Here is a 25,406-nt window from a genome sequence, read left to right on the forward strand (position 1 = left end):
CCTCCTCGCTTAGAATCTTTCGGTTTTGTACCATTTAACCTCGCGTTTGAAGATCTGGTCCTTGAAATAGTTGTAAAGCCCATACGCGGCGACGACCATCCACATCTGGCAATAGGTAACGTACATCAGCATGATGAGCCACAGATTCGACAGCTTCATCTCGCCCTTCTCCGTCGTCAGCGTGATGTACGTGCCGACCACGAAAAGCGTAATGGCCAGCATCCACAAAAACGAGCTGAACCCGGCGATGGTCGTCTTCACGTAGCCTAGCGCGTGCAGGACGAGCAGCAGATCGGACATGATCAGCGAGCTGACCAGCAGGAAGTAGATGGCGACGAAGTACAGAATATCGAAGCGAATGCGGGCCGCTTTTCGGTTGAAGAGCAGCGGGAAATTTTTGACGATAACGTACACGTTGCCTTTCGCCCAGCGCGACCGCTGCTTGAACCACACCTTGACCGTCTGCGGCTCCTGCTCCCAGGTGACGGATTTGGGCTGGAATTTGATCCGATATCCCATCATATAGATCCGGAAGCTGATCTCCGTATCTTCGGCGATCGCCTTAACGTCCCAGCCTCCGATCTCTTCGACGATGTGCCTGCGCATAATGAAGTTCGTACCCGGAATCGTGCAGAGCTTGAACAGCTTCCACCTGCCGGCCTGGGCCATCCACTGGAACGAGAGCGTCTCGATGTTGATGAAACGCGTGAGCAGGCTCGCGTTGCGGTTGCGCGTTCGGAACTTGCCGATGACGGCGCCGAGCTTGGCGTCCGCCATGATCTCGGCGACAAGATAGGTGAGCGCGGTTTTCTCGGGCGTGTTGTCCGCGTCGTAGATGGCGATGAGCTCCCCCCTTGCTTTGCGCGAAGCCGATGTTGAGCGCGTTGGACTTGCCTTTGCCGCCGGTCGCCTTGTCGGTGTTGATGACGATCAGGTTCCTGCCGGCGTGCCGGCGCTGGAGGCCGGAGAGCAGCTCGCTGCTGTTGTCCGAGGAGTTGTCGTTGATGACGATGATCTCGTACCGGTCGTGCGGGTAATCCAGCGCGAGCAGCGACTCCACGGTTTTGACGATGACCATGCCTTCGTTGTGGGCGGGCACCATGATCGAGACGAACGGCGGCGTCTGCGGCAGCGGAGGCACGGGCAAACGGTCCGTCTGCAAATAAAACAGATAGCCGGCGACGATGAGCGCGACGTTCACGAGCAGCAGCGACCAAATGCAGATGACCGATATGAGCATCAGAATGTCAAAAGGAGTCATGGCGGCCTCCGGGATACAGGAATTTTCGTTTGTAGCGTCGATAACCGATGAACAGGAAGAGGCCGAATACGGCAAGGGACGAGCCGATGACGACCATCAAAATCTGGTTCTGAATGCCGAACAGCCTGGCAAAGCTGGTCTGCGCGGCAAGCCGTGTAAGCATAGTGTTCGTCCACCGCGCGTTCGCGCTTGCCGATGTCCAGCGGCTTGCCGTCGATCAGCAGACTGCCCCCGGAGGATTGGACGGTCAGCCGGTCCGTAAGTACCTTATGCGTCCCGTTTTTCAGATCCGCGAACGGAATCCAGCTGCGGGAGATCGCGTCGACCGCCTCGTCCATAGCGGCCTCGTTCGGGAACAGGTCGAAGGAGAGGGCCAGATTCAGCGGCAGCGGCGTTCTCGGCGCCGTGCCGCGCCGCTCGAACTCCTGCAGCTGCGCGAACGGGATGACGTACGGCGAGAAGGCGAAGGATTTGGACGCTTCTGGCGTCCAAACATGCCGGCCGTCCGCATTGGGCGCCAGGAAGACCGAATCGAAAAAGGACATGCCCTGCGAAGCGTAAACCTTGTCGTAGGTCCAGAACAGGCTTGCGCCCATGCCGAGCGGCGCGATGCCGTTGTCCGCGAGCAGTTCGATAAAGCCGCTCATCTTGCCGCGAAGCGAGCCGTCCCCGGCCGTCGAAGTGGCCGCGACGGCCGGCGCGTCTACGACGATGCTGCCGTTGCGGGCCTGCACGTACTGCAGCGCCTGGAGATACCGCTGCATCGCCGGATAGTCCGTGTTGTAAAAAACGGGCTTCACGCTGGCCGCGAAGGGCACGCCTGCGTCATAGAGCCGGTCGGCGAGCTTCTTCAGCAGCTCGAGGTCGGAGAACGGATAAATTTCCTTGATCAGCATGTAGGCGCCGAATGGTTCGTCGACATGCAGCCAATCCTTCAAGACGTAAGCCAGGGCCAGCTCGGTCAAGCCGCCTGCCGACAGGTAGTCCGCGTAGGCGCAGTTCCCGGCGGATACCGCATAGGGCGAGCGCTTCCCGTCGCTCGTGAACGTCAGCGTGCCGTAGCGCTTGGCATCGGCAGAAGCGTCCGCGATGTAGTCCAGATCCTCGACGGCCGACAGCGTCTGGCTGTAGTCTCCGGCCTCGAGGCGAACCGAGTCGAGCGGCGCGGCTTGAAGCTTCGCGCCGAGCGTGGTTTGTACGCGCCCGGGGGAGCTCCCGTCCCCCGATCTGCAGGTAGGCTCCGTCATAGGACGCCAGATCCGACGCAAGCGCGCTGCCTGCGATGGAGAGATCGGAGGCGTTGCGCACGACCGCGACGCGTTTGTAAGACTTCAAGGTTCCTTCTGCGTAGCGGTCGACGGGCATCGCGGCGACCGGGACGCCGTAGGCGGCGAACAGCCGCTCGAGCGTCTCCACGTTGCCCTCCCGGGGCGTCGACAAGCCGAGACTGTCGTAAAGGAGCAGCACGGGGGCGTCTGACGCGCCGGAAGCGTTCGCGGCGGAGGCGGGGCCGGCTGAGACGCACGAGCATGCGAGCGCGAACGCCAGAACGAGCAGCGCTGCGGTGCCCGGCATCCCTGATCTTTTTCGCATGGGCCTTCCTCCTCGCTTGATGGGTCGCTTAAGCGGCTGTCGTCGCCGCGGGGGCCGTGTCCGGACGCAGCGGCACATTGCGCCAGAGGCGTCCGAGCAGGGCGTCGGATATCGTGACGAAGGTCACGAGGTCGAAGGCGATCGTGAACATGAATTCGTGCTTGGCCAGATCGGCGTCGCCGGCGCCGACGATGGAGATCGCGATCCCGGCCAGCCCCATAAGGATCATCATGAGCAGCAGAGGCAGCCTGACGGCCTGCCTTCTGTTTTTGGTTCGCACGGCGGAGACGAACGAGGGCATGTACAGCCCGACGACGATGATCGTCCACAAGAAGAGGAAGCCGAACGTTTTAGGCGTCAGCAGCTTCTTGAGCGTGCTGTATAAGGAAAAGAAGTTCGTTTGCGCGCCGTAGGCATGGCCTTCCGACTTCTCGAAGTTGCCCATCGCCTCGGGTCGCGTCGTGAACGCGTCCTTGGCCGCGAGGTTCAGCATACGCCCCGCTTGGTCCGGGTGCGCCGCGTAATAGGCGAGCACCTTGCCGAAGCCGAATTTGCCGTAGAACTCGGTCAGCATTTTATTGGAGTTGACGTCGATCGTCGTATAGGGCTCGTAGTAGATCGTGCCGCTGAGCAGCGAATACTGTCCGTCGATCCCCATGCGCTCGAGGGACTTCTCGGGATCGCTCGAATCCGGCAGCACGCCCCGGGTCATGGCATGGTATTTGTTAATATTGACGAATTCCTGCGGAATGAGCACGTAGGAAGCGATGCTGACGACGAGCAGCAGCGTCAATCCGCCGGCCGCGCTAAGCCTGTAGCGTCGGCCGCTTCGCGCCAGCAGCACCCAGATGCCGAACAGGGCGATCAGAATGCCGAGCGGCGCATTTTGCTGTTTGCTCGTGACGAGGAGCAGCGAGCTGACGACGAATACGGCCAGCATGGCGTAATCGTTGAACCTCCCGCGGTAAATCAGCAGGCCGGAGGAGAGCGTGAACAGCGACATGACGAGCATCAAGGCCTCGCTGTAAAAAGAGTTGAAATATGCGGTATAGGCCGTATCGCCGAAAATAAAAACCGCGGCCGCGGCGATGATATACCCTCGCTTGGCTGACGTTCTCCAGGTCAGCGCCTCGACCAGCATATAGACGGCGACGGTGTAAAGGAGCAAATAAATCGCCGCCTGGACGCGAATGTCGAACGTACGGGCATCCAGCAACCAAATGTTCAACTGCAGCGCGATGCGGATGAACAGGGACTGGGACGAAGTGAGCGTGGCGCCGTTTTCGTTGAAGTATTGGAAGATGCCGTAATGCTTGACGAAATAACCGAAATACTGCTCGGCGTAATCCGGCGCGCTGAAATAAATGCCGTTGCTGTACAGGATGCGGAAATAGTCGCCGTTGTCCGCCATGCCGATGTATGGCTTGACGAACAAGGCGGCCGCCGAGATCGCGAGCACCGCGGCTGCGGCGAGTAAAGAGGGGGAGGCATAGCGAGTCGCCGCTATGAAAAGGCGTTTCCAACCGGCGGCGATTGTCCCCGTGCCCGACGTTTCCGATCGGCTCATCTTCTCCACTCCTTCCCGGCCCGCAGGCTGTGTCTAGTAAGCGTAAGCAAGCAGCGCAGTCAGATTGTCGAACGAGTAGGCCTGTCCCGTCGCCGGGTCGCCGAAGCCGCCGTCCAGCGGCCCGCCGGTTCCGGTCGTCCGCAGCTCGTTCATTCGCGCGATCGCCCGTTCATACAGCGCCTTGTCGCCGGCGGCGGACCCGATCATGGCGGCGAGCGCATAGATCGCGGTCGAGCGGACGTCGTCCTTGGGCACGCCGGTCCGGCTGTACGTGCCGAAAAGCGTACCGGCGTCAACCTGCTTCCTGATGTACGCGATGCTCTCGGGATGCGCAAGCCCGGCCTCGGACAGGTGCAAAATCGTCACCAGCGATTCGACGGTCCGAATGTCCTGGGGAGAAGCGTACTTATCCTTGCCGTAATCGTAGCGCGTCTCGTAAAAAAGGAAACGCGTCGCCGAGATACCCGCCTTCGACCGTCCGCCTGGCATGGTCGAGCAGGCGCTTTTTGCCGTCGTCCGGCAGCTTCAGCAGACCGAGCGTCTTTAAATCGATATAACATAAGGTCGCGAAGTCGTTGGTCGTCTTGTACGTCTCGTCGTAAAAGTCGTAGAGCCGTCCTTCCTTGACGTTGTAGGCATAGAAACGCTTGCCGTATTCGTCCGCTTCCGACGTATAGGCGGGGGCCTTGAATGCGTCGCCAGCCTCGTATAAGGCGCGTATGATCCGCAGATCGTCGACGGCCGCGTTGACCGGATAGCGTTTGCCCGACAGCGGGCTGTACCGGTAGCTGAACGACGCGTTCATGTCAAAGACGGCGCGAGCCCGGCTCCAAACCGATTCGAAAGCTTCTCGTTCCCCGCTGAGCGCGTAGTAACGCATCGAAAGACCGGCCGACTCGCTCAAGACTTCGTGCCCGCTGGCGGAAGCGCCGTTTTGCGCCGTATCGACCAGGTTCGTGTAGACGCCGTCCGGTCCCGTCAAACGGTTCTGGATGAAGCGCTCCAGCGCGGCGCGGCCTTCGTCGTAAGACGACGAGGCGCCGTACCTGGTCGCGGGCAGGAGGCGCGCGACGTCGTCTTCCGTTGTCGTCGCGCGCGGTGCGCACCCCGCAAGGAAGGCGGCGCACGCAGCCAGGACGGCGATGAGTCTAAGAGTCATTTGTCGCTACGCTCCTGTCTTGACACGATTGGTCGCACGGTTTGTTCAATAATTACCACGCCTGCCCCGATTTTGCGACGGCATTCGGGCTCATCTTTTCAGAATTCGACAAAATGTAAAGGATTCGACATAAAAATTTATGGAAATACTCCAAAAATGTATATTTGTGTCGAATAAATAGTCGTATAAGATTATAGATGTAAAAAATAGATTGAAAAATAATCCGATATACCTACTCAAGTCTTATCATTCATATTTTAGATGAAACCTCGGGTTTCGTAATGTTAAACATTTTGGTAAATGGGACGCCCTTGCGACCGGGAGACGAATGCGGGGGCAAGTTGACGCATTCCGGCGCCTCTGATATAGTTCGACTATAAAACAATTCGATCATCGAATGATTAGAGGGTGATACCATTGTTGGAAGGACCGAAGCTTCACGATCTTATCGAACGCTACAAGGCGGCCATGTTCACCGTGAATAGGCGGATGACCGCGCTGCTTCGGGACGAGATGCCCGGAGACCTGACGCTCGACCAGTTCGCGATCATTCAATACGTAGGGACGCGCGACGATTGCACGTCGACCGAGCTGGCCGACGTATTTTGCGTGGGCAAGAGCTCGATTACGGCGATCGTAACGCGTCTGGTGGACAAAGGCTTGATCGTGCGCAGCCCGGACGGCAAGGACCGGCGGGTGCTGTATCTGCGGTTGACGGAGGCGGGCGAACGGATGGGAGCCGACCTCAACGAGCGGATCGGCTCTCTGCTCGGGGCGTACGTATCGGCGTTCGACGAGGCAGAAGCGGATCAATTTATAGACACCTACGAGAAGCTGGCGCGCGTCATCATGCAGGGCGGCGGAGAAGCTTCCGGGGGAGAGGAGTGGCGGGATTTCATGAAGAGCATCGTCAAATTCAGGTGGGCGGTACTGGCGCTCTGGCTCGCCGTCGTGGCCGGCCTGGTGCTCACGGCGCCGAACATGGCGGACCTCGTGCGCGAGAAGGGGCAGATCACCGTGCCGGACGGCTATACGTCGACCAACGCGGGCGAGCTCCTGCACGAGCGGGATGCGCAGCGCGCCGGCGACGAGGAGGGGGGCGGGCGCGGCAACGCGACCGTGCTTGTCTTCCACGGCGACGCCGCGCTCGCCGACGCGCAAATGTCCGAGATCAAGGCGGGCATCGACAAATTGAAGGCGGAGAAGGCGAAGCTTGGCATCGGCTCGGTGACGACCCACTTCGACACGCCGGAGCTGAAGGATCAGATGGTGTCCAAGGACGGCAAGACCGTGCTGGCGCTCCTCACCGTGAATACGGGCGGACGCGAGCTGTCCGAGGTGCGGGAAGGTCTGACGGACGCGCTGTCGGACGTCAAGGTCGACCACTATTATACGGGCAACTGGATCATCCAGGAGGATGTCGTCGAGAGCTCTCAAGAGGGGCTGCACAAGACGGAGTACATCACCGTCATTTTTATTCTCGCGATATTGTTCCTCGTGTTCAGATCCGCGATCGCGCCGTTCATCCCGCTCGTGACGGTCGGGATCAGCTATATCGCGGCACAATCGGTCGTGTCTTATTTGGTCAAATATCTCGATTTCCCATTGTCGAACTTCACGCAGATCTTCATGGTCGCGGTCATGTTCGGCATCGGCACGGACTACTGCATCCTGCTCATCAGCCGATTCAAGGAGGAGCTCGCGCACAACGGCGGCGACAAGGTCGATGCCATTCTGACGACTTACCGGACCGCGGGGAAAACCGTCATGTATGCCGGCCTCGCGGTGCTCGTAGGCTTCGCCTGCATCGGGTTTTCCGCGTTCAGCCTGTACCAATCGGCCGTCGCGGTCGCGGTCGGCGTCGGGGTGCTGCTGATCGCGCTTGTGACGCTCGTTCCGTTTTTCATGGCGGTGCTGGGCAAAGCCATCTTCTGGCCGACGCGCGGCTCGCTCGAGCACAAGCCGAGCCGGTTCTGGGGCGCGATGGGCAGCTTCTCCCTGAAGCGGCCGCTCCTGTCGCTGCTCGTGCTGGCGGTCGTGCTGGCGCCGTTCCTCTCCATCTATAAAGGCGCGATCTCCTTCAACTCGCTCGACGAGATCGGCGAACGCTACGATTCGGTCAAAGGCTTTAACTTGATCGCGGACAGCTTCGGTCCGGGCGAGTCGCTGACGACGACGGTCGTGCTCAAGACCGACAAGGCGATCGACACGTCGGAAGGCCTCGCGATGATCGAGCGGGTGAGCCGCGAGCTGGCAGGCGTCGACGGCGTCAAAGCCGTGCGGAGCGCGACGCGGCCGACGGGCGAGGCGCCGAAGGACTTTCAGGTGACGCAGCAGGTCGACACGCTCGGCAGCGGGTTGGATCAGGGGGCGGAAGGCATCGGCCAGGTGTCCAAGGGGCTTGCCGACGCGAGCAAGTCGCTCAGCGCCAACGCATCCAAGCTTAGCGGGGCGGCCGAAGGCGCCGACGAGCTCGTGGCCGGCACGCAGTCGCTCAAGAGCGGCATCGCGCAGCTGGAGAGCGGCCTCAAGGTGGTGCAGAACGGGCTGAAAAGCGGCACGGCAGGCGCCGGCGAGCTGCGCGAAGGCGCGGCGCAGGCGAAGAAGAGCGCGGATCAGCTGCTGGCGGCGAGCCGCAAGCTGGAAGCGAGCTACAAGCAGCTGGCGAGCGGGCTCGAACAGCTCGGCGCTGGCTACGGCGATATCGCCGCCAAGCAGAAGGCGCTGGCGGACGGCCTCGCCGACCTGGGCAAGGGGATCGGAGGCCTCGGCGACAAATATCCGGAGCTGGCGTCCGATGCGGATTACCAGCGCGCGGTCGCCTCGCTCGGCCAGCTGCAGTCGAGCGCTTCGCAGTTGGCGGGCGGACTGTCGCAGTTGAACGCCAAGCTGGACGGCGCTACGGCAGGCTTGAAGCAGGCAAATGCCGGTCTGGCCCAAGCGGCGGACGGGCAGGCGCAGCTGTCGGCTGGACTGGCGAAGCTGGCTTCCGGCATCGGTTCGCTGCAGAGCGGGCTCGATCAGGCCGTCGACGGCCAAGGGCAGATCATCGGGCAGCTGCCCGGCGTGACCGGCGGGCTCGACAAGCTGGCCGACGGCCAGCGGCAGTTGGGCGAGGGCTTCGCGCAGCTGAACGATCAACTGGGCGAGCTGACAAGCGGTCTTGATAAAAGCGTGAACGGCCTCGACCAGGTGTCGGGCGGCCTGAAGTCGGCTCAAGACTACATCGGCGAGCTGTCGTCGGCATCGGACAGCGACCTGAGCGGCTGGTTCATCCCGGCCGACGCGATTCAGCGGGCGGACTTCCAGCAGGCGCTGGACGTCTACGCCTCTAAGGACCGCAAGATTACGACGTTCGACGTCATTTTCTCCGGCAACCCGTACGAGCTCGAGACGATGAAGCTGATCGAGCCGCTGCAGGAAGCGGCCGATCGCGGATTGAAGGGGACTGCCTATGCGGCAGGCTCGACCCACGAGATCGGCGGCGTCACCAGCGCCAACAACGACCTGAACGAGATCTCCTCCGCCGACTACGCGCGGACGGTCGTGCTCATGCTGATCGGCATCGGCCTGATTCTGATCTTCATGTTCCGTTCGATCGTGATCCCGATTTATCTGGTCGTCTCGCTGATCGGCACGTATTACACGTCGCTCGCGATCACCGAGTTGATCTTCGTGCGGATGCTCGGGCATTCGGGCACGAGCTGGACGGTGCCGTTCTTCGGCTTCGTGCTGCTGATCGCGCTCGGCGTCGACTACAGCATCTTCCTGATGGACCGGTTCCGCGAGTACCGGGACCTGCCGCCGCAGGAAGCGATCCTGAAGGCGATGCGGAACATGGGCACCGTCATCCTGTCCGCCGCGCTTATCCTGGGCGGCACGTTCGCGGCGATGCTGCCGTCGGGCGTGATGTCGCTGCTGCAGATCGCGACGATGGTGCTGTGCGGACTGTTCCTGTACGCGGTCATCGTGCTGCCGCTGTTCGTGCCGGTCATGGTGCGCACGTTCGGCGAGGCGAACTGGTGGCCGTTCATGGGGCGGCGGTCCGGCGCGGGCGGCGACAGCGCCGTCGGCCGGATGTCGCACGAGGCTTGAGGTTTAGGTCGATTAAATATAAGCTGCGCTAATGATCGAAGGAAGCTCCGGCGACGGGGCTTCTTTCATTTTATATGGAGGGGGGAGTGCGCGCCTGATCTGCCCATGCTGCTTGCGAGTTTTTGGACAGGAAATCCGCTATTCTCGTCAAAGAAGGCGAATAGGCTAAGTTGCGGACCACAGTTCCGTTATCCCGCCTTGCTGCCTTGTTTATCGCGGACTTTGGAGTAAATAAGAGATCCTCAGTCCGCAAACCGCCTGAAGGCTGCCACATAGGGAGAAATAACGGACGGTGTGTCCGCAACAGTCGGCGTATCGGCGATACGAAGGAGGGTGGCGGCTGCGTGCGGTCACGATGCGATGGTGCACAGAAAATGTGCATGAAGGGCGAGCGGGGGGGCGGCCGCGTGCGGTCAAGATGCGATGGTGCACAGAAAATGTGCATGAAGGGCGAGCGGGGGGGCGGCCGCGTGCGGTCAAGATGCGATGGTGCACAGAAAATGTGCATGAAGGGCGAGCGGGTGGCGGCTGCGTGCGGTCACGATGCGATGGTGCACAGAAAATGTGCATGAAAGGCGAGCAGGTGGCGGGCTGCGTGCGGTCGCGATGCGATGGTGCACAGAAAATGTGCATGAAAGGCGAGCGAGGGGCGGCTGCGTGCGGTCACGATGCGATGGTGCACAGAAAATGTGCATGAAGGGCGAGCGGGGGGGCGGCCGCGTGCGGTCAAGATGCGATGGTGCACAGAAAATGTGCATGAAGGGCGAGCGGGTGGCGGCTGCGTGCGGTCACGATGCGATGGTGCAAAAAACGCCCCCGTCCGTCGAATGACGGGCGGGAGCGCCATCGTCCAGCCTATTCCTTCGGATGAATCATGTCTTCCGGCTTCACGTACTCGGTGAACTGCTCGTCCGTCAGCAGGCCGGTCTTGAGGGCGGCTTCGCGGAGCGTGAGGCCTTCCTTGTGCGCCAGCTTGGCGATCTTGGCGGCGTTCTCGTAGCCGATGTACGGGTTGAGCGCCGTGACGAGCATGAGCGATTGCTCCAGGTTGCGGCTCAGTACCTCGCGGTTCGGCTCGATGCCGACCGCACAGTGCTCGTTGAAGGAGCGCATGCCGTCCGCGAGCAGGCGGACCGACTGAAGGAACGCGTTCAGGATGACCGGCTTGAACACGTTCAGCTCAAAGTTGCCCTGGGAAGCCGCGAAACCGATCGTCGCGTCGTTGCCCATCACCTGGCAGGCGATCATCGTGATCGCTTCGGCTTGGGTCGGGTTGACCTTGCCGGGCATGATGGAGCTGCCCGGCTCGTTCTCGGGGATCGTGATCTCGCCGATGCCGCTGCGAGGACCGCTCGCGAGCCAGCGCACGTCGTTGGCGATCTTCATCAGATCGGCCGCGAGCGCCTTCAGCGCGCCGTGGGCGAAGACGGATTGGTCGTGGCTGGTCAGCGCGTGAAACTTGTTCGGCGCGCTCACGAAGCCTTTGCCTCCGGTCGCTTCGCTGAGCGCCTGGGCGACGCCGTCGCCGAACGCCGGGTGCGCGTTGATGCCGGTGCCGACCGCGGTGCCGCCGATCGCGAGCTCCTTCAGCGTCTGCGCGCTGCTGCGGATCATTTGCTCGGTCTTCTCCAGCATCGCATGCCAGCCGCTGATCTCCTGGCCGAGCGTGATCGGCGTCGCGTCCTGCAGGTGGGTACGGCCGATCTTGACGATATCCATGAACGCTTCGGATTTGGCACGCAGCGTCTCCTTCAGCTCGGCGAGCGCCGGGAGGAGCAGTTCGTCGACCGCGACCACGCTCGCGACGTGCATCGCGGTCGGGAACGTGTCGTTGGAGCTCTGCGACTTGTTCACGTCGTCGTTCGGGTGAACGCGCTTGTCCGAGCCCTTCGCTTCAAGCAGCTGATTGGCGCGCCGCGCGATGACCTCGTTGACGTTCATGTTGGACTGCGTGCCGCTGCCCGTCTGCCAGACGACGAGCGGGAATTCGGCGTCCCACTCTCCCGCTACGATCTCGTCGGCTGCGGTAGCGATCGCGTCCTTCTTGTCGGCGTCGAGCTTGCCCAGCTTGTGGTTGACCTGCGCGGCCGCCTTCTTCAGTTGGGCGAACGCCGTGATCAGTTCCTTCGGCATCCGCTCCGTGCCGATCTTGAAGTGCTGGCGGCTGCGCTCTGTCTGCGCGCCCCACATAGCGGTAGAAGGCACCTGAATCTCGCCCATCGTATCGCGTTCAATCCGGAATTCCATTGCTGATTCTCCTCCTGCGCCCTTATGAGTTATGCGATCCGTCCGGGCGCGACAACTTCCGCTGCTTCGGGCGAACCGACTTTCGATAAAAGCGGCCGCGTTCGCCGGAGCGGACCGCGAAGCCGTTTTTAACATCACGTCTTCCATTATAATGGCTTGCCCGCGCGGTTCCAAATGGACGTTTTTTAACGGGGGGGCTCAGGCTTGAATCGCTTTCTGCTTCTATTCCCCGCCGCGGCGTGTATGATATGCTAGGATAAATGTACGTACAAGCCATGATACAGGTCTAGGAGGATAAGATGACAGCGAACGCGCAAGCTTACGAAGGGCAATACCAGGGTTTGAAGGCAGTATGGCTGAAGGCGGGGCCGTACGAGGCGGCGGTGCTGCCGGAGATCGGCGCGAACCTGATCGCGTTTCGGGACGCGGAGCGGGGATATGCTTTCTTGCGGGAGCCGGCCGCGGACGAGCTGCAAGCGTTCACGGAGCGTCCGATGGTGCACGGCATCCCGGTTCTTTTTCCGCCGAACCGCTTCGAGGACGGCAAGTTCCCATGGGAAGGGCGCGTGCTTGAGCTGCCCGTCAACGAGACCGACCGCAACAATCATCTGCACGGCTTCCTTTATAACATTCCTTGGCAGGTCGACGGCTTCAGCGCCGACGCGCTCGGCGCGCGCGCGGTATTCAGCGTGAAGGTGGAAAAAGGAGATGCGGTGTACGCGCAATTTCCGTTCGCGTTCACCGTCCGCCTGGAATATACGCTGAGCGGCGAGGGTCTTCACCAGCGCGTCAGCGTGCGCAACGACGGCGACGGCACGATGCCGTGCCTGCTCGCGTTCCACACGGCGGTCAACGCGCCGTTCGTGCCGGGCAGCTCGACGGACGACTGCACGTTCAAGCTGACGGTCGGCGAACGCTGGGAAATGGGCGCCGACGGCCGGATGCTGCCGACGAAGCGCAAGCTGCCGCTGACGGATGCGGAGGCGCGCATGCGCGACGGCACGCAATCGCCGTTTTTCGAATCGCTGGACAATCACTATACGGCTGTTCCGCAGAACGGCCGCAACCGCATGGAGCTGACCGACAACCGCGCGGGCGTCAAGCTCGTCTACGACGTGGGCGCTGGCTACAAGCAGTGGATGATCTGGAACGACGGCGCCAAAGGCGGGTACTTCTGCCCCGAGCCGCAGGTGAACCTCGTCAATGCGCCGAACATCGCGCTGGCGGAGGAGGAGAAGGAGCAGGCGGGCCTGTTCGCCCTGTCGCCCGGCGAGATCTGGGAAGAGACGAGCCGGCTGTATACGATCGGCTGAACGAAAGAAAACCGTCGCGCATAAGGATGTGCCGCAGCGTTATGCGCGACGGGAAATGTGTCTAGTTGGAATAAGGATGTTTCGCAGCGTTATTCGGTGTCGGGGAGTGTTTCTGACCGGAATAAGGATGTGCCGCATCGTTATTCGGGGACCGTGGACGCATTTAGCCGAAATAAGGATGTGGCGCATCGTTATCTCGCGAAGGGGATCGCTCTCAGCCCGAATAAGCATTCGCCATATCGCTATTATGGGCAAGAAGGGCTGCATCGGTTTGCAGCAACAGCAGGATCGTCAGGGCGTGCCCCTGACGGTCCTTTGTTTATTCGGCGAGGATGCGCAGGTGCTCCGTCCCTACCCATCCAGCAGCTTCCGCAGCTTCTCCTCGGTGCGCGAGTCCGCGGCGGGCGTGTACACGCTCAATCGAAGATCGGCGCTGCCGTGCGCCTGGAGCGAGGTGAGATGGAACAGCATCTTGCCCGCTTTGGCATGCCTGAATTCGAGGGCGACCTCGGGCGCGCTGCTGACGCGGCTGTCGTTCCAGAGACGTTCGAAGTCGGGGTGCGCGCCTTTCATTTCCGCCAGAAACGCCTCGTACCACTCGTCCTCCACGTACTGCCCGTAATACGCCCGGAAAATCGCGAGAAAGCCGCTCGCGAACGACGCCCAGTTGACGGCCAGCCTTCTGAACTCTTTGCGCGTAAAGACGAGCCGGATCATATTGCGATCCTCGGGGGCGATCCGGCCGAAGTCGGCGAAGACGCGGGCGGCGGCCTCATTCCAGCCGACGATCTGGCAGCGCCTGTCCGACACGATCGTCGGGCACTGCCGCAGCTCGTCCACGACGCGCGACAGCGAGGGCGTCATGGCGGGAGAGGCTTCCCGTTCGTAATCGACCGCGCCGGAAGCGCCGCCGTTCTCGGCCAGCGAGTAAAAGTATCTGCGCTCGTCGGCCGTGAGCCGCAGCGCTTCGGCCACGCACTCCAGCACGGCGTGCGACGCCTGGATGTCCCGTCCCTGCTCCAGCCAGGTATACCACGTGCTGCTCACGCCCGCCAGCTGCGCCACTTCTTCCCGCCGCAGTCCCGGCGTCCGCCGCCTGCCGATATCCGGCAGTCCGACTTCGCCCGGAGACAGTTTGGCCCGCCGCGCCTTCAAAAAAGGCCGACAACGCCTGCAAACGCGCCTGTTTGTTCATTTCGCACCGTCCTCTTTAGCTTCTGCGATCGTGTGCAATCGTGCATTCGGCGCCGCCGACGGCGGCTGATATTCAGGTGCTCATTATACCAGTATAACCTATAACTTGTACTAGGATAGCGGTGTGTGGAATGATAGGGCTACCGCAACACATGCAACACATGCAACGCACATAGGAACGCATACAGGATGGAGGAGATCGGCATGGCAAGAGCGGTCATCACGGGAATGGGCGTCGTATCGCCGCTGGGATCGGACGTGGAAGCTTTTTGGCAAGGGCTCGTCGAAGGCCGCTCCGGCGTTCGGACGATTGAACATATGGACGTATCGGGCTATAAGACGCGGATCGCGGGACTCGTGCAGGACTTCGACGCGGAGGCGATGTTCGGGCGCAAGGAAGCGAGGCGGATGGACCGCTTCACCCAGTTCGCGCTCGCCGCGGCGGATCAAGCGGTCAGCCAGGCGGGACTGAACATGGAGAAAACGGATCGCGAGCGCGTCGCGGTCTACGTCGGCTCGGGCACGGGGGGGGCTCCGCACGCTGAGCGACAACGAGTCGCTGCTGCGCGAGCGCGGGCCCGACCGGGTCAGTCCGCTGCTCGTGCCGATGATGATCGCCAACATGGCGGCCGCGCAGATCAGCATCCGGTACGGCACGTACGGACCGACGATGTCGCCGGTGACGGCCTGCTCGATCGGCAATACGGCGATCGGCGAGGCTTTCCGGCTCATTCGCGACGGCGAGGCGGACGTCGTCATCGCCGGCGGCGCCGAAGCGGCCGTGACGGAGCTGTCGCTCGCCAGCTTCGGCAACGCGACTGCGCTGTCGCGCCGCAACGACGAGCCGGCCCGGGCGAGCCGCCCGTTCGACGCGGACCGCGACGGGTTCGTGCTCGCCGAGGGCGCGGGCATCGTCGTGCTCGAGTCGCTCGAGCACGCGCTGGCGCGCGGCGCGCGGCCGCTCGCCGAGGTGATCGGCTACGGCGCGAGCTCGGACGCCTATCACCAGGTCGCCACGCATCCCGAAGGGCGCGGAGCGATCCTGGCCATGCGCGCGGCGCTCCGCAGCGCGGGCGTCGCGCCTGCCGACGTCGACGTCGTCAGCGCGCACGCGACGAGCACCGAGCTCGGCGATGCGACGGAGACGCTCGCGATCAAGCAGGCGCTCGGCGAACGCGCCCGCGAAGTGCCCGTCACGGCCAACAAGTCGATGACCGGGCACATGCTGGGCGCCTCCGGCGGCGCGCAGGCGATCGCGCTCGTACAGACGCTGCGCGAAGGCGTCATTCCGCCGACGATCAACCTCGAGCGCGCGGATCCCGCCTGCGACCTGGACTACGTGCCGAACGAGGCGCGCCGGGGCCGGGACCTGAAGATCGGTTTGTCCAACTCCTTCGGCTTCGGCGGACACAACGCAGTGATCGTGCTGCGCAGGTTCGACGAGGTTTGATGCGCGAACGCGCCGAATTGGGCACGAGCGTGACCGACGAGCGCCAGCGGTATGCGCAGCCGGCGTAAGACGCCGGCCCGCGCGTTCATCCCGTCCTTCGTTTTGTTGTATAATGGGCACATCTGAGGGTGCGAGGAGCTGGATGAAGAACATGTTTCATACGAAAAAGCTGCTGCTGCTCGGTTCGGGCGAACTGGGCAAAGAGGTCATTCTGGAGGCGCAGCGCCTCGGCGTCGAGACGATCGCCGTCGACCGGTACGCGGACGCGCCGGCCATGCATGTGGCCGACCGCAGCTATGTCATCGACATGCTGGACAAGCAGGCGCTTCGGGCGCTGATCGTGCGCGAGAAGCCTGACCTGATCGTGCCGGAGATCGAAGCGATCGCGACGGCCGAGCTGGTGAAGCTGGAGGAGGAAGGCTTCACGATCATCCCGACGGCGCGCGCCGCGCAGCTGACGATGGACCGAGAGGGCATCCGCCGGCTGGCAGCCGAGACGCTCGGCCTGCCGACCGCGAAGTACCGGTTCGCCGACACGTACGACGAATTCGCCGAGGCCGCCCGCGCGATGGGCTTCCCTTGCGTGGTCAAGCCGCTGATGAGCTCCTCCGGCAAAGGACAGAGCGTCTGCCGCTCCGAGGCCGACCTGGCGGAGAGCTGGCGGATCGCCATGGAAGGCGGCCGGGTACAGCAGGGACGGGTCATCGTGGAGGAATTCATCCGTTTCGAATCGGAGATCACGCTGCTGACCGTCCGCACCGCCCAGGGGACGCAGTTCTGCCCGCCGATCGGTCACATCCAGCAGGGCGGCGACTACATCGAATCTTGGCAGCCCCACGAGATGACCGCCTCGCAGCTGGAGGAGTCGCGGCGCATCGCGCTCGCGATCACGGACGCGCTCGGCGGCGTCGGCTTGTTCGGCGTCGAGCTGTTCCTCGCCGAGGACAAGGTCTATTTCAGCGAAGTGTCTCCGCGTCCGCACGACACGGGCCTCGTCACCCTCGTCAGCCAGAATCTGTCGGAGTTCGCGCTGCACGTGCGGGCGATCCTCGGTCTGCCGATCCCCGAGATCAAGCTGGCTTCGCCGGGCGCGAGCCGCCCGCTCAAGGCGCTGGAGGCTTGGGACGACTACCGCCTCTCGGGAGCCGCGGAGGCGCTTGCCGTGCCGGACACGCAGCTGCGCGTCTTCGGCAAGCCGGTGACCAAGCCCGGCCGCCGTATGGCCGTAGCCTTGGCAGCCGCGGACACCGTGCTTGAGGCGCGCTCTCGTGCCGCCGAAGCGCTCGGCAAGCTGAAGCTCGAACGCGACTAGTACATGCATGCTTAAATCATCGAGCTATTTAAATAAGAAGTTTGGTATGAAGCACCTGCTGGATCGGACCGTGAGGCTGCAGAGTAACTTTTTGCCCTTACAGCAACTTATGGACCGGTTCGCGAGGCTGTAGAGTAACTTTTTGCCCTTACAGCAACTTATGGACCGGTTCGCGAGGCTATAGAGTAACTTTTTGCCCTTACAGCAACTTATGGACCGGTTCGCGAAGCTGTAGAGTAACTTTTTGCCCATACAGCACCTGTTGGACCGGTTCGCGAAGCTGAAGAGTAACTTTCTACCTCTACAGCAACATATGGACCGGTCCGCGAGGCTGTAGAACGTGTTTGAGGTGAAATTCCTGCATTTTTAATGAATTGATGATTTACGCCGGCTACACTAGCCCTGCTGCCTTTTCCATCCCTAAACGCCCCTGCCAAGCCGCAAGCAAGCGGCCGGCGGGGGCGTTTTTCAGCCGCGGGCGTCCCGTCCCGGCTTCTCCTTTTCGCGCCGCCCTCCCCGGGCGCCGCTCCCTTCTGCTTGTTCCGTTCCGGGCAGCCCTCTGAGCTTGGCCACCGTCCAGTAGATCGTCGGCGTCAAAAAAGACGAGCCAGGTAAAGATTTGAAAAGAGGGCGCCATCGTGAGCGACCTGAATTCCGCGGGGAAGCGGGAGAACTGATAAGCGCAGGCGAACACGAAAGACGTCAAGGCGAACGTCAGCGGACGATGGGAACGGATGCCCGCCCACCGCATCGCGATCCGGCCCGCCATGAACAGCAGGACGGCCGTCTTGATGAGAAGGGTGGCGGACCAGATGCCGATCAGGAGCGGATCGAGATTTTCCAATACCTCTCCGAAGGAGACGAAGCGGACGGTCTCGAGCAGCGGATAGGCCATGTTGCCCGCCAGCTTCGGGCCGAACAGCAGCAGGCTGGTCAGCCAGTAGGCGACCAGAACGGCGACGATCAGGGCCTGCATGGAAGCCAGCTTGCGGAGGGGCTTCCGCTCGGTTTCGAAGTACGGCGCGAGCAGGAAGATCAGCGACAGATCGTTCAGCCAGCCGGCGGCGAAAAAAGTCGACGAAGCCAGCTTGGATGCCGATAAATGCGTAAAGAGCGCGACGATCATGTTGTATTTCATTTTAAACAGCAGCACGAACAGGACGGGCACGATCGTCGCGAACACCGAGAGGAAAAAGCCGTCGCTGAGCAGCGCGATCGAGCGGATGCCCGAGCGGGCGGCCAGCGCGGCGCACAGCAGAAAGCAGCCCAGCATGACCGGCGTGGGCGTCCCCTCCAGATAGACCGAGATGAACAGGTCCGAGTAGGCCGAGGCGCACAGCGTCGCGACCGTCAGGCAGTACAGCAGCACGAGCGAGGAAAAGAATAGGTGAGGCCAGCGGCCGACGATGCCTCGCCCGTATTCGGCCCACTCCCGCCCTTTGAACGCATAGGCGACGCGGATGGAGAAATAGGCGAAAACGATGCTGGCCACGCCCCCCGCAGGGAATGGCGAGCCAGCCCAAATATCCGCCTATCGCGTACATCGGGCTGAGCATGAACACGATCGGCGCGGCGATCAGATGAAGCGCGTATATCCGCCATAAATGAACGAATTTTAATGGTCGCATGTTTCGTTCGACTCCCTACTCCTTAGCTTGGCTAAGACCGCAAGAGCGCGTCCGCCCAGCCGAACAGAACTTGAATGATCCAAATCGGCAGCGGGAGCCATTCGGCGAATGACGCGGTTCCCGCGTAGCCGATGCTAAGCAGCCATGCGGTCAACGCCATCAGGCGAACTCGCTTGTCCTGCGTGCGAAGCCGGTATAGCTGGAATGCCGCGATTCCGGCCATGATCAGCCATGCCGCCTTCATTCGGGTTTCTCCTCCAGAATCGACCAGAGCGGCTTATGCTCCCCCCTCCATATGAGTCACGCGAATGTCGGTTTTCACCTTGAAACGGACTTCCTTGCCGTATACTTGCATCCATTTGTTTTTCAGACGCGCCCACAGGCGGGGATAACGCCATTCCAGCCGCTGCCCCAGCTCCAAAATATCCGCGCCGGCCGCTTGGGACTTTTCAAGCGCGCTTTTCAAATCGGAACCGATCGCCTCGTTCATCTCACGCTCCAGCCGATGCAGCGCGGCGGGAGTGGAGATATCTTCTCCGCTTAATGCGGATTCCAGCGTGGCCTCTGCGCCGAGCATCACCTTGCAGAAGATATCGCCTTCCGGAGAGACGAGGGGCGTTATTTTGGCTTTGAGATGGTTGAGCTTATAATCGAACTTCCCCCTTGCCGGTGAGCAAGTCGTACACCGGCGCCGAGAGATTGCCCTCCGCCCAACTGACGGCCTTGGCTTCATCCATATCCAGCCTGCCTTTCATGCGCATGTCCTGAATCATGGCGGTGCCCGCGATGCCGGTCCAGGGGCTGACCTTGTCGTTTTCGCTGGTGAGCGGTTTACGTCCGGTCTTCAGGAGCGGAACGGTCGTGCCGACGCCGGCGGCGCTATGCACGGCCAAGTCCTTGATCGTCGCTTGTCCGACGAACTTGCGGTTGCCGTACTTGCGCAGCACTTCGGACGGCGCTCTCTCGTAGACCGGCGTCAGATCCATGACTTCCTTGGCTGGACCTTCGGACACGTACACGAACGTTCGAAACGGGAAAAAGGGGTTGCGCGACGCCCATTCCAGCACGTCCTTCAGTCCCCCTTTGCGCGGCGAAGTCCGCGCTGACGACGACGGCGCGGGTCTGCCCCCAGGTGAGCTGACGCGTCAGGTCGTTCTGGATCTTGTCGAGCGCCTCCGGAATCGTGGCGCCGGCGGCGGTGTTGGAAGTATAGGACCTGCCTCGTTGGGGGGCCGTATCGGTATTGCCGATCGCGCCCATGCGGTTGGGCAGCGGCGAGTCGATCGTCAGGACGATCTCGTCCGGGCCCTCGCCCAGATCGATGTAGGCGCTCGTGATGAAGCTGCGATCGTTGAGCTCGACTTTGGACCAGCAGCCGGAGAGCGGCAGGACGAGCAGGGAGGCGGCGAGCGCCGCGAGCGGGAATCTACTCATGGGGCAGTCTCTCAGCGGCATCCAGGCTGCGATACGCTTCGGGTCGGGACTTCATTCGCGTCCAGTTGATGCGGATGAACGTATCCTTCCAGTCCCGCAGGGACAGCGGCGCGACGGGATGCATGTACGGTACGCCGAACGAGGACAGCGATACCAGGTGCCAGAAAAGAAGGAACAGCCCCGTCACGAGTCCCGCCATGCCGAGCAGTCCGCCGAGCAGCAGCAGCGGAAACCGGAGCAGGCGAAACGCGAGGCCCAGCTCGAAGTGCGGAATGACGAAGGAGGCGATGCCCGTGATCGATACGACGATGACGGTCGGCGCGGATACGATGCCCGCCTGCACGGTGGCTTGTCCGATGACGATCGCGCCGATGATCGATACGGTCTGCCCGAGCGGTCTCGGAATCCGGATGCCGGCTTCCCGCAGACCTTCGAAGATCAGCTCCATGATGAGCACCTCCGCGAGCGCGGGGAACGGAATGTTCTCTCTGGCGGCCGTGATCGTCTGCAGCAGGTTGGCGGGCACGATCTCCGGATGGAAGGTCGTGACGGCCACGTATACCGAGGGTACGAGAAAGGACATGGCGACGAAAAACAGGCGAATCCACCTGATCCAGGTCGATGCCATGAAGTTCTGGTAGTAGTCTTCCGCCGACTGCATGAGCGAAAAAAAGGTGACGGGCACGATCAGCGATTGCGGCGTGCCGTCGATCATCATGCCGATTCTTCCTTCCATAAGGGCGGCCGCCAGCGTGTCGGGACGCTCCGAATACTGAACCGTCGGGAAGGGGGATAACGGCATGTCCTGCATCCGCTCCGCGAGATAGCTGGCGCCGAGCACGCTGCTCACGTCCGTGGCGGCGAGCTTTTCTTTTACCTCGCGGAGGACGTCCGCGTTGCACACCCCTTCGATGTATAAGAGGTAAGTCTCCGTTTTGGTGAACCGCCCGAACGCATACTTTTCTATTTTAAAATCGGGATGCTTCAGCTTGTGGCGAACGAGCGCGAGATTGGTGCGGACGTTCTCCACGAACGCTTCCTGCGGACCGACGATGACCGTCTCGTGCTGGGATTCCGTCACGGCGCGGTCGTTGTATTGCGTAACGGGAAAAAGGCAAATGCCCATTCGGCCGGCTTCGATGAACAGCGCGGCCTGCCCCTCCAGCAGCGCCGAGACGGCTTGTTCTTCGTCGTTGCAATGCGTTGTCTGCACGGAGACGAGCGCGCCGCCCAGCAGGCCGTCCAGCAGCGTCTGCGCCTCGAGGAGCGGCTGCTCCCGGAGAGGGCGGATCAGATGCGCGAACAGCGTGTTCTTATCCACGATCGTCTCGAAGTACACGAGCGTGCAAGACACGCCGCCTGCCGAGATCGGCTGGCATACGAGATCCTCCACATGCTTGAATGCCTTTAAGACGGCGGACAGCGGTTCGTCGGAAGACGCGCGTGCGCCGCCTCTGGCGGCTGCCCGGGTACCTAAGGCGAGGCCGCCGGGTTCGGAGTGGCGTTCCTTGAGCGCGTGCCGGAGCCAGGCCCTTACCAGGCGTTTGAGCATGACGGTATCGCCTCCTCCTTGTCTGCGGTCGCTGACAATAGTATGCAACCAACCCAATCTTCGCATCCGCAGGCTTTTTCAGAATTTGTTCAGTAACAAGTGATATAAAAAAAGAGTATGTAAACGGCCGAGCACCAAACAAGGAGGCACCTTTATGTTGCAAACCATTAAATTCGAAGCGAGCGAAGCGTCAACCAACCCCGTCGGCACGGCGATGAGCGTTATCGGAGGCAAGTGGAAGGGCGTCATTCTCTACCAGCTGATCCAGCAGGAAGCGCGGTTCAATCAGCTTCGCCGGTTGATTCCCGGCATTACGCAGCGCATGCTGGTGCTGCAGCTCCGGGATCTCGAGCGCGAGGGACTCGTCCAACGCGTCGTCTACCAGGAGACGCCGCCCAAGATCGGCTATCGGCTTACCGACTACGGCCGCACGCTCGTGCCCGTCATCCTGATGCTGAAGGAATGGGGCGAGAGCCACCAATCGGCCATGCAATGAACCCCGGGAGCGCGTCGCCCGTCCCGTTGACGGGAGCGACGCCGCACGATCTTCCGAGCCTGCCGCGAAGTGCGACGACGCATCGCGGTTTTTTTTTGCGTTTTTCCGACATCCCGTGGCGCTGCGTTTATAAACGGGCCGGCGATTTAACGCGCCGATCATTCAGGCTTTACATTGTCAGGCTACAATGGAGCTGCGGCCCGCCGTAATTTTACGCAAAGCCGGACAATCCCGATCAATAAAGGAGAGCCCGCCATGGGAATTCACGCCTACTTCAGATCGCTGGACGTGCTCGACCGGATCATCCGCTGCCCGGGCAAATTCAAATTCGAGGAACACAGCGTCGCGGCGCACTCCTGGAAGGTCGTTCAATACGCGAAAACGTTCGCGGATATCGAGGAGCAGCAGGGCGCTGTCATTGACTGGAAGAAGCTGTACCGGATCACGAGCAGCCATGATTACGGAGAAATTTTTATCGGGGACATCAAAACGCCGGTCAAGCATTCCTCCATGCAGCTGCGCACGCTGCTGCAGCGCGTCGAGGAGGGCATGATCCATAATTTTATCGAAGAGCATATTCCGCGCGAGTTCAAGGCGATCTTCCAGGAGCAGCTGCGGGAGGGAAAAGACCAGTCCACCGAAGGGCTGATCCTGGAGGCGGCCGACAAGCTCGATCAGGTTTACGAGGCGTTCTCCGAGCTGCAGCGGGGCAACACGGAAAAGGAATTCGTGTCGATGTACCGGCATGCGCTTCTGAAGATCCGCAGCATACCGCTCAAATGCGTGGATTACTTCTTCGACAGCATCCTGCCCGACCTCGTGAGCGAGGAATCGATGTCGCCCGTCGACATCCGCAAGATTACCGAGGAAGCGCTGGCTTCCGCGCCGTTGCCTTCGCCGTCGCGGCCGCATACGGCGTGATCGTGCCGGTTAGCCCGACACGCACACATTATCCGCCAATCCGCAAATCCGCAAAAAAAGCTGCTCTTCTCGTCATCGTGGCGACGGAGAGCAGCTTTTCCTTGTTCATGCGTTATTCGACGGTTTGTACCCTGATGCTGCCGCTGTCCGTACGCACCTTGATCGTGTCGTTCGTACGGCCGGGCGAGTCCGGCGAGCGGATCGAGCCGGAGTCGGAGCGAAGGTCGTAGTGGCCGGCGAAATCCGCGGGCACTTCGACGCGCACGCTGCCCGAGTCGGTGGAGACGTCGGCGGAGGACGTGTCGGTCTTGAAAAGCCGGACGCTGCCGGAATCGGTCTTGATCGCAGCCGGGCCCTTCAAGGCGGCGAAACGGACCGAGCCGGAGTCCGACGAAGCCGTCGTATCGGCCGTCACGCCGTCGGCCTGGATGCTGCCCGAATCGGTCTTCACCTTCAACTGCTCCGCTTGAACGGCGCTGAGCTTCACCGAACCGGAGTCGGACTTCAGATCGACCGTTCCTGCTTCGATGTTCGACGCCCGCAGCGAGCCGGAGTCCGAGCGAATCTCGACCATCTGCGCTTGCGTACCGTCCACGGTCACGGAACCCGAATCCGACCTCACCGTCACTTCGTCCAGCTTGCCGGACCCGCTTAGCGCGACCACGATCGTCTGTTTGTGGCTGCTGAAGTCGAAGTTCAGGCTAAACCATTTGTTCTTCGCATCCAGATCGAGCTTAAGCTTGCCGTCCTGCACGGTCACGTCTGACAGCCGGTTGATGACCTCTTTCTCTTCTTCGCCGTCCAGCGTGACGGTGTTTTTGCCGTCCGCGCTCTCGACGAAGCGGACGTCCAGACTTTTCGCTTCGCCGCCGATCTCGAGCGTCCGAAGCTCTCCTTCGCCGAACGTCCACGTTTGCGAATGCGCCGTCAGCGGGTCGGAGAAGTGGAATTTGTAATAGGCCGCCCCGCCCAAACCGATAAGGATGAGTCCGATCGCGATCGTTACCCAGGATACTTTTCTCATGATCATGCCCTACCTTTCCGAATGCGGCCGGACCAGGCCAGCGCGCCGGCCGTCCAGCGAATGCCTGCCTTGAAGGCGGCGATCGTGCCGAGCGCGGCGAGCATGCCGAAGCCCGTCGCCGCCAAGCTGGCGAACAGGGTCGCCGGGTATCGCTCGCCGCTGAGCGCCCAATCCAGCAGAGCCACAGCCGGAGCGGCGATGAGCGCGATATTGGCCGCGGCCAGGGCGGACAATACGGCCCAAAGCGCGAGCCCGAGCGGTATGGCGCAGAGACCGAGCAGCGAGAGCAGCACGATCGCCGCCGGGTTGGCCGATTTGTTGTCGTTCACGTTCGTTCCCCATTTCTTCGCGTTAAGCAGCCTGCATCATTCCAGGCCTGCCGCTACATTATAAATGGAAAGCAAGCGTTAGGGGAACAGACGCCGGTTGGAAGGAGGCTCCGTCTGAGGTCCAGGACGATCCTGGATCCGGATATTAAGGGCATAAGGATCGTTTGGGCGCCTTTTCGGCCGGGTAAAGGGAAGGGCAAGCTTGTAGATGCAGCTTGAAAGTTGAATCGAAGCCGTTCTGCGCAGCAGAATTTTAAATTGGGCGGGTTTAGACTATATTTTGTCACAATTCTGTGATAGAATGTTCACAGATAGCGTTTCCAGCGAAGGGAGCTGTTCGCAAAATGAGAAAAGACATGACGATCGCGTTGAAATGGACGGCGGCGGTTATTATTGCATTCGGCGTCATTTGCAGCGCATTGAATATGAACGAATTCAACGACGGCAACCTGGGACTGATGATCGGCATCGGCTTCCTCGTCGGCGGCCTGCAGATTCTGCTGTTCGGCGTCGCCGCGCCGCTGATGATGAAGAAGTCGGATCTCGAGCCCGAAGGCCTCGACAAGGTCGAAGACCTCGCCTGATCCGGCGCGCCTGAAGGGCATGAATCGCCAAAGACTGCCTGCGCAGAGAGACTTCTCCGCGCGAGGCAGTTTTTTTGTTGCATTTGTTTGAACAAAGGTCGAATTGGTGAACAATTTATTGCTAAATATCAAACAAACATTGACGCATTTGTTAACAGCAGCGCCGCGGCCTCCGGTTTTTGATATGTTAGTGTCATAGCGCGGAGCATCTGACGAGAGCTGCCGCAGGTCCGGCGCCAAGCCGCAA

At 61.5% G+C, this 25,406-nt stretch carries 18 protein-coding genes and 4 pseudogenes; 7 read left to right on the forward strand and 15 right to left on the reverse strand.

The annotated features are described in order from the left end of the window. Positions 1 to 9 precede the first annotated feature (9 nt). The 5 genes and pseudogenes from OMP40_RS21545 to OMP40_RS21565 form a co-directional block, all read right to left on the reverse strand. A pseudogene (locus OMP40_RS21545) lies at positions 10 to 1,261 on the reverse strand (glycosyltransferase family 2 protein). Beyond that, positions 1,258 to 2,508 (reverse strand): hypothetical protein, encoded by a 1,251-nt coding sequence (locus OMP40_RS21550; RefSeq protein ID WP_277534440.1) that lies wholly within the window; start codon positions 2,506 to 2,508, stop codon positions 1,258 to 1,260. Before OMP40_RS21550 ends, OMP40_RS21545 begins: the two are co-directional and overlap by 4 nt. A 374-nt stretch (positions 2,509 to 2,882) precedes the next feature. Then, positions 2,883 to 4,421, reverse strand: coding sequence for a glycan biosynthesis hexose transferase WsfD (gene wsfD / locus OMP40_RS21555; protein WP_277534443.1), 1,539 nt, complete (start codon positions 4,419 to 4,421; stop codon positions 2,883 to 2,885). Between the two features lie 33 nt (positions 4,422 to 4,454). Beyond that, positions 4,455 to 4,910, reverse strand: coding sequence for a hypothetical protein (locus tag OMP40_RS21560; RefSeq protein ID WP_277534991.1), 456 nt, complete (start codon positions 4,908 to 4,910; stop codon positions 4,455 to 4,457). Beyond that, entirely contained in the window at positions 4,828 to 5,580 is a 753-nt protein-coding gene (locus OMP40_RS21565) for a glycosyl hydrolase family 8 (protein ID WP_277534444.1), read from the reverse strand. The genes OMP40_RS21560 and OMP40_RS21565 overlap by 83 nt, the downstream gene beginning before the upstream one ends. A gap of 408 nt (positions 5,581 to 5,988) precedes the next feature. On the opposite strand from OMP40_RS21565, the gene OMP40_RS21570 reads away from it, so the two are divergent. Next, positions 5,989 to 9,675, forward strand: a complete 3,687-nt coding sequence (locus tag OMP40_RS21570; RefSeq protein ID WP_277534446.1) for an efflux RND transporter permease subunit — start codon at positions 5,989 to 5,991, stop codon at positions 9,673 to 9,675. A gap of 855 nt (positions 9,676 to 10,530) precedes the next feature. Here OMP40_RS21570 and fumC read toward each other — a convergent pair. Then, on the reverse strand, positions 10,531 to 11,922 hold the full coding sequence (gene fumC / locus OMP40_RS21575; protein ID WP_277534448.1) for a class II fumarate hydratase: 1,392 nt from the start codon (positions 11,920 to 11,922) through the stop codon (positions 10,531 to 10,533). A 299-nt stretch (positions 11,923 to 12,221) separates the two neighbouring features. On the opposite strand from fumC, the gene OMP40_RS21580 reads away from it, so the two are divergent. Next, a complete protein-coding gene (locus tag OMP40_RS21580) occupies positions 12,222 to 13,235 on the forward strand; it encodes an aldose 1-epimerase (protein WP_277534450.1) in 1,014 nt (337 codons plus the stop codon). Positions 13,236 to 13,586: 351 nt separating this feature from the next. Here OMP40_RS21580 and OMP40_RS21585 read toward each other — a convergent pair. Beyond that, a pseudogene (locus OMP40_RS21585) lies at positions 13,587 to 14,430 on the reverse strand (helix-turn-helix transcriptional regulator). A gap of 203 nt (positions 14,431 to 14,633) precedes the next feature. Between OMP40_RS21585 and fabF the strand changes: the two are divergent. Continuing rightward, positions 14,634 to 15,879, forward strand: a pseudogene (gene fabF, locus OMP40_RS21590) (beta-ketoacyl-ACP synthase II). A 151-nt stretch (positions 15,880 to 16,030) separates the two neighbouring features. Next, the gene (gene purT, locus OMP40_RS21595) at positions 16,031 to 17,191 is read left to right on the forward strand and encodes a formate-dependent phosphoribosylglycinamide formyltransferase (protein ID WP_277534452.1); all 1,161 of its coding nucleotides are present in this window, start codon (positions 16,031 to 16,033) and stop codon (positions 17,189 to 17,191) included. Positions 17,192 to 17,582: 391 nt separating this feature from the next. Here purT and OMP40_RS21600 read toward each other — a convergent pair whose 3' ends face one another. From OMP40_RS21600 to OMP40_RS21625, 6 genes and pseudogenes are all read right to left on the reverse strand, one after another. Continuing rightward, positions 17,583 to 18,683: a GerAB/ArcD/ProY family transporter gene (locus tag OMP40_RS21600; protein ID WP_277534453.1), complete on the reverse strand. Its 1,101-nt coding sequence runs from the start codon at positions 18,681 to 18,683 to the stop codon at positions 17,583 to 17,585. A 167-nt stretch (positions 18,684 to 18,850) separates the two neighbouring features. Further along, complete coding sequence (locus OMP40_RS21605) at positions 18,851 to 19,063, reverse strand: hypothetical protein (RefSeq protein ID WP_277534456.1); 213 nt, start codon at positions 19,061 to 19,063, stop codon at positions 18,851 to 18,853. A 33-nt stretch (positions 19,064 to 19,096) separates the two neighbouring features. Beyond that, positions 19,097 to 19,552, reverse strand: a complete 456-nt coding sequence (locus OMP40_RS21610) for a Ger(x)C family spore germination C-terminal domain-containing protein (protein ID WP_277534458.1) — start codon at positions 19,550 to 19,552, stop codon at positions 19,097 to 19,099. Beyond that, positions 19,464 to 19,886: a Ger(x)C family spore germination protein gene (locus OMP40_RS21615; RefSeq protein ID WP_459076921.1), complete on the reverse strand. Its 423-nt coding sequence runs from the start codon at positions 19,884 to 19,886 to the stop codon at positions 19,464 to 19,466. Before OMP40_RS21615 ends, OMP40_RS21610 begins: the two co-directional genes overlap by 89 nt. Positions 19,887 to 19,914: 28 nt before the next feature. Beyond that, a pseudogene (locus OMP40_RS43155) lies at positions 19,915 to 20,274 on the reverse strand (Ger(x)C family spore germination protein); the annotation flags it as partial. Continuing rightward, positions 20,246 to 21,805 (reverse strand): spore germination protein, encoded by a 1,560-nt coding sequence (locus OMP40_RS21625; RefSeq protein ID WP_277534463.1) that lies wholly within the window; start codon positions 21,803 to 21,805, stop codon positions 20,246 to 20,248. The gene OMP40_RS21625 and the pseudogene OMP40_RS43155, both read right to left, overlap by 29 nt. Positions 21,806 to 21,959: 154 nt before the next feature. Here OMP40_RS21625 and OMP40_RS21630 point away from each other — a divergent pair, with 154 nt between their 5' ends. After that, positions 21,960 to 22,301, forward strand: a complete 342-nt coding sequence (locus OMP40_RS21630) for a winged helix-turn-helix transcriptional regulator (RefSeq protein ID WP_277534464.1) — start codon at positions 21,960 to 21,962, stop codon at positions 22,299 to 22,301. Positions 22,302 to 22,556: 255 nt separating this feature from the next. Then, positions 22,557 to 23,222, forward strand: coding sequence for a YfbR-like 5'-deoxynucleotidase (locus tag OMP40_RS21635; RefSeq protein WP_277534465.1), 666 nt, complete (start codon positions 22,557 to 22,559; stop codon positions 23,220 to 23,222). Between the two features lie 112 nt (positions 23,223 to 23,334). Here the strand turns inward: OMP40_RS21635 and OMP40_RS21640 are convergent, their stop codons facing one another. Together OMP40_RS21640 and OMP40_RS21645 are read right to left on the reverse strand one after the other, a co-directional pair. Further along, complete coding sequence (locus tag OMP40_RS21640; RefSeq protein WP_277534466.1) at positions 23,335 to 24,252, reverse strand: DUF4097 family beta strand repeat-containing protein; 918 nt, start codon at positions 24,250 to 24,252, stop codon at positions 23,335 to 23,337. Continuing rightward, a complete protein-coding gene (locus tag OMP40_RS21645; protein WP_277534467.1) occupies positions 24,249 to 24,575 on the reverse strand; it encodes a hypothetical protein in 327 nt (108 codons plus the stop codon). The genes OMP40_RS21640 and OMP40_RS21645 overlap by 4 nt, the downstream gene beginning before the upstream one ends. 344 nt (positions 24,576 to 24,919) lie before the next feature. Between OMP40_RS21645 and OMP40_RS21650 the strand changes: the two genes are divergently transcribed. Further along, entirely contained in the window at positions 24,920 to 25,159 is a 240-nt protein-coding gene (locus tag OMP40_RS21650) for a hypothetical protein (RefSeq protein ID WP_090116116.1), read from the forward strand. Positions 25,160 to 25,406: the final 247 nt, after the last annotated feature.

Origin of the sequence: Cohnella rhizosphaerae, from assembly GCF_029525575.1 — a bacterium.
Lineage (GTDB): Bacteria > Bacillota > Bacilli > Paenibacillales > Paenibacillaceae > Cohnella > Cohnella rhizosphaerae.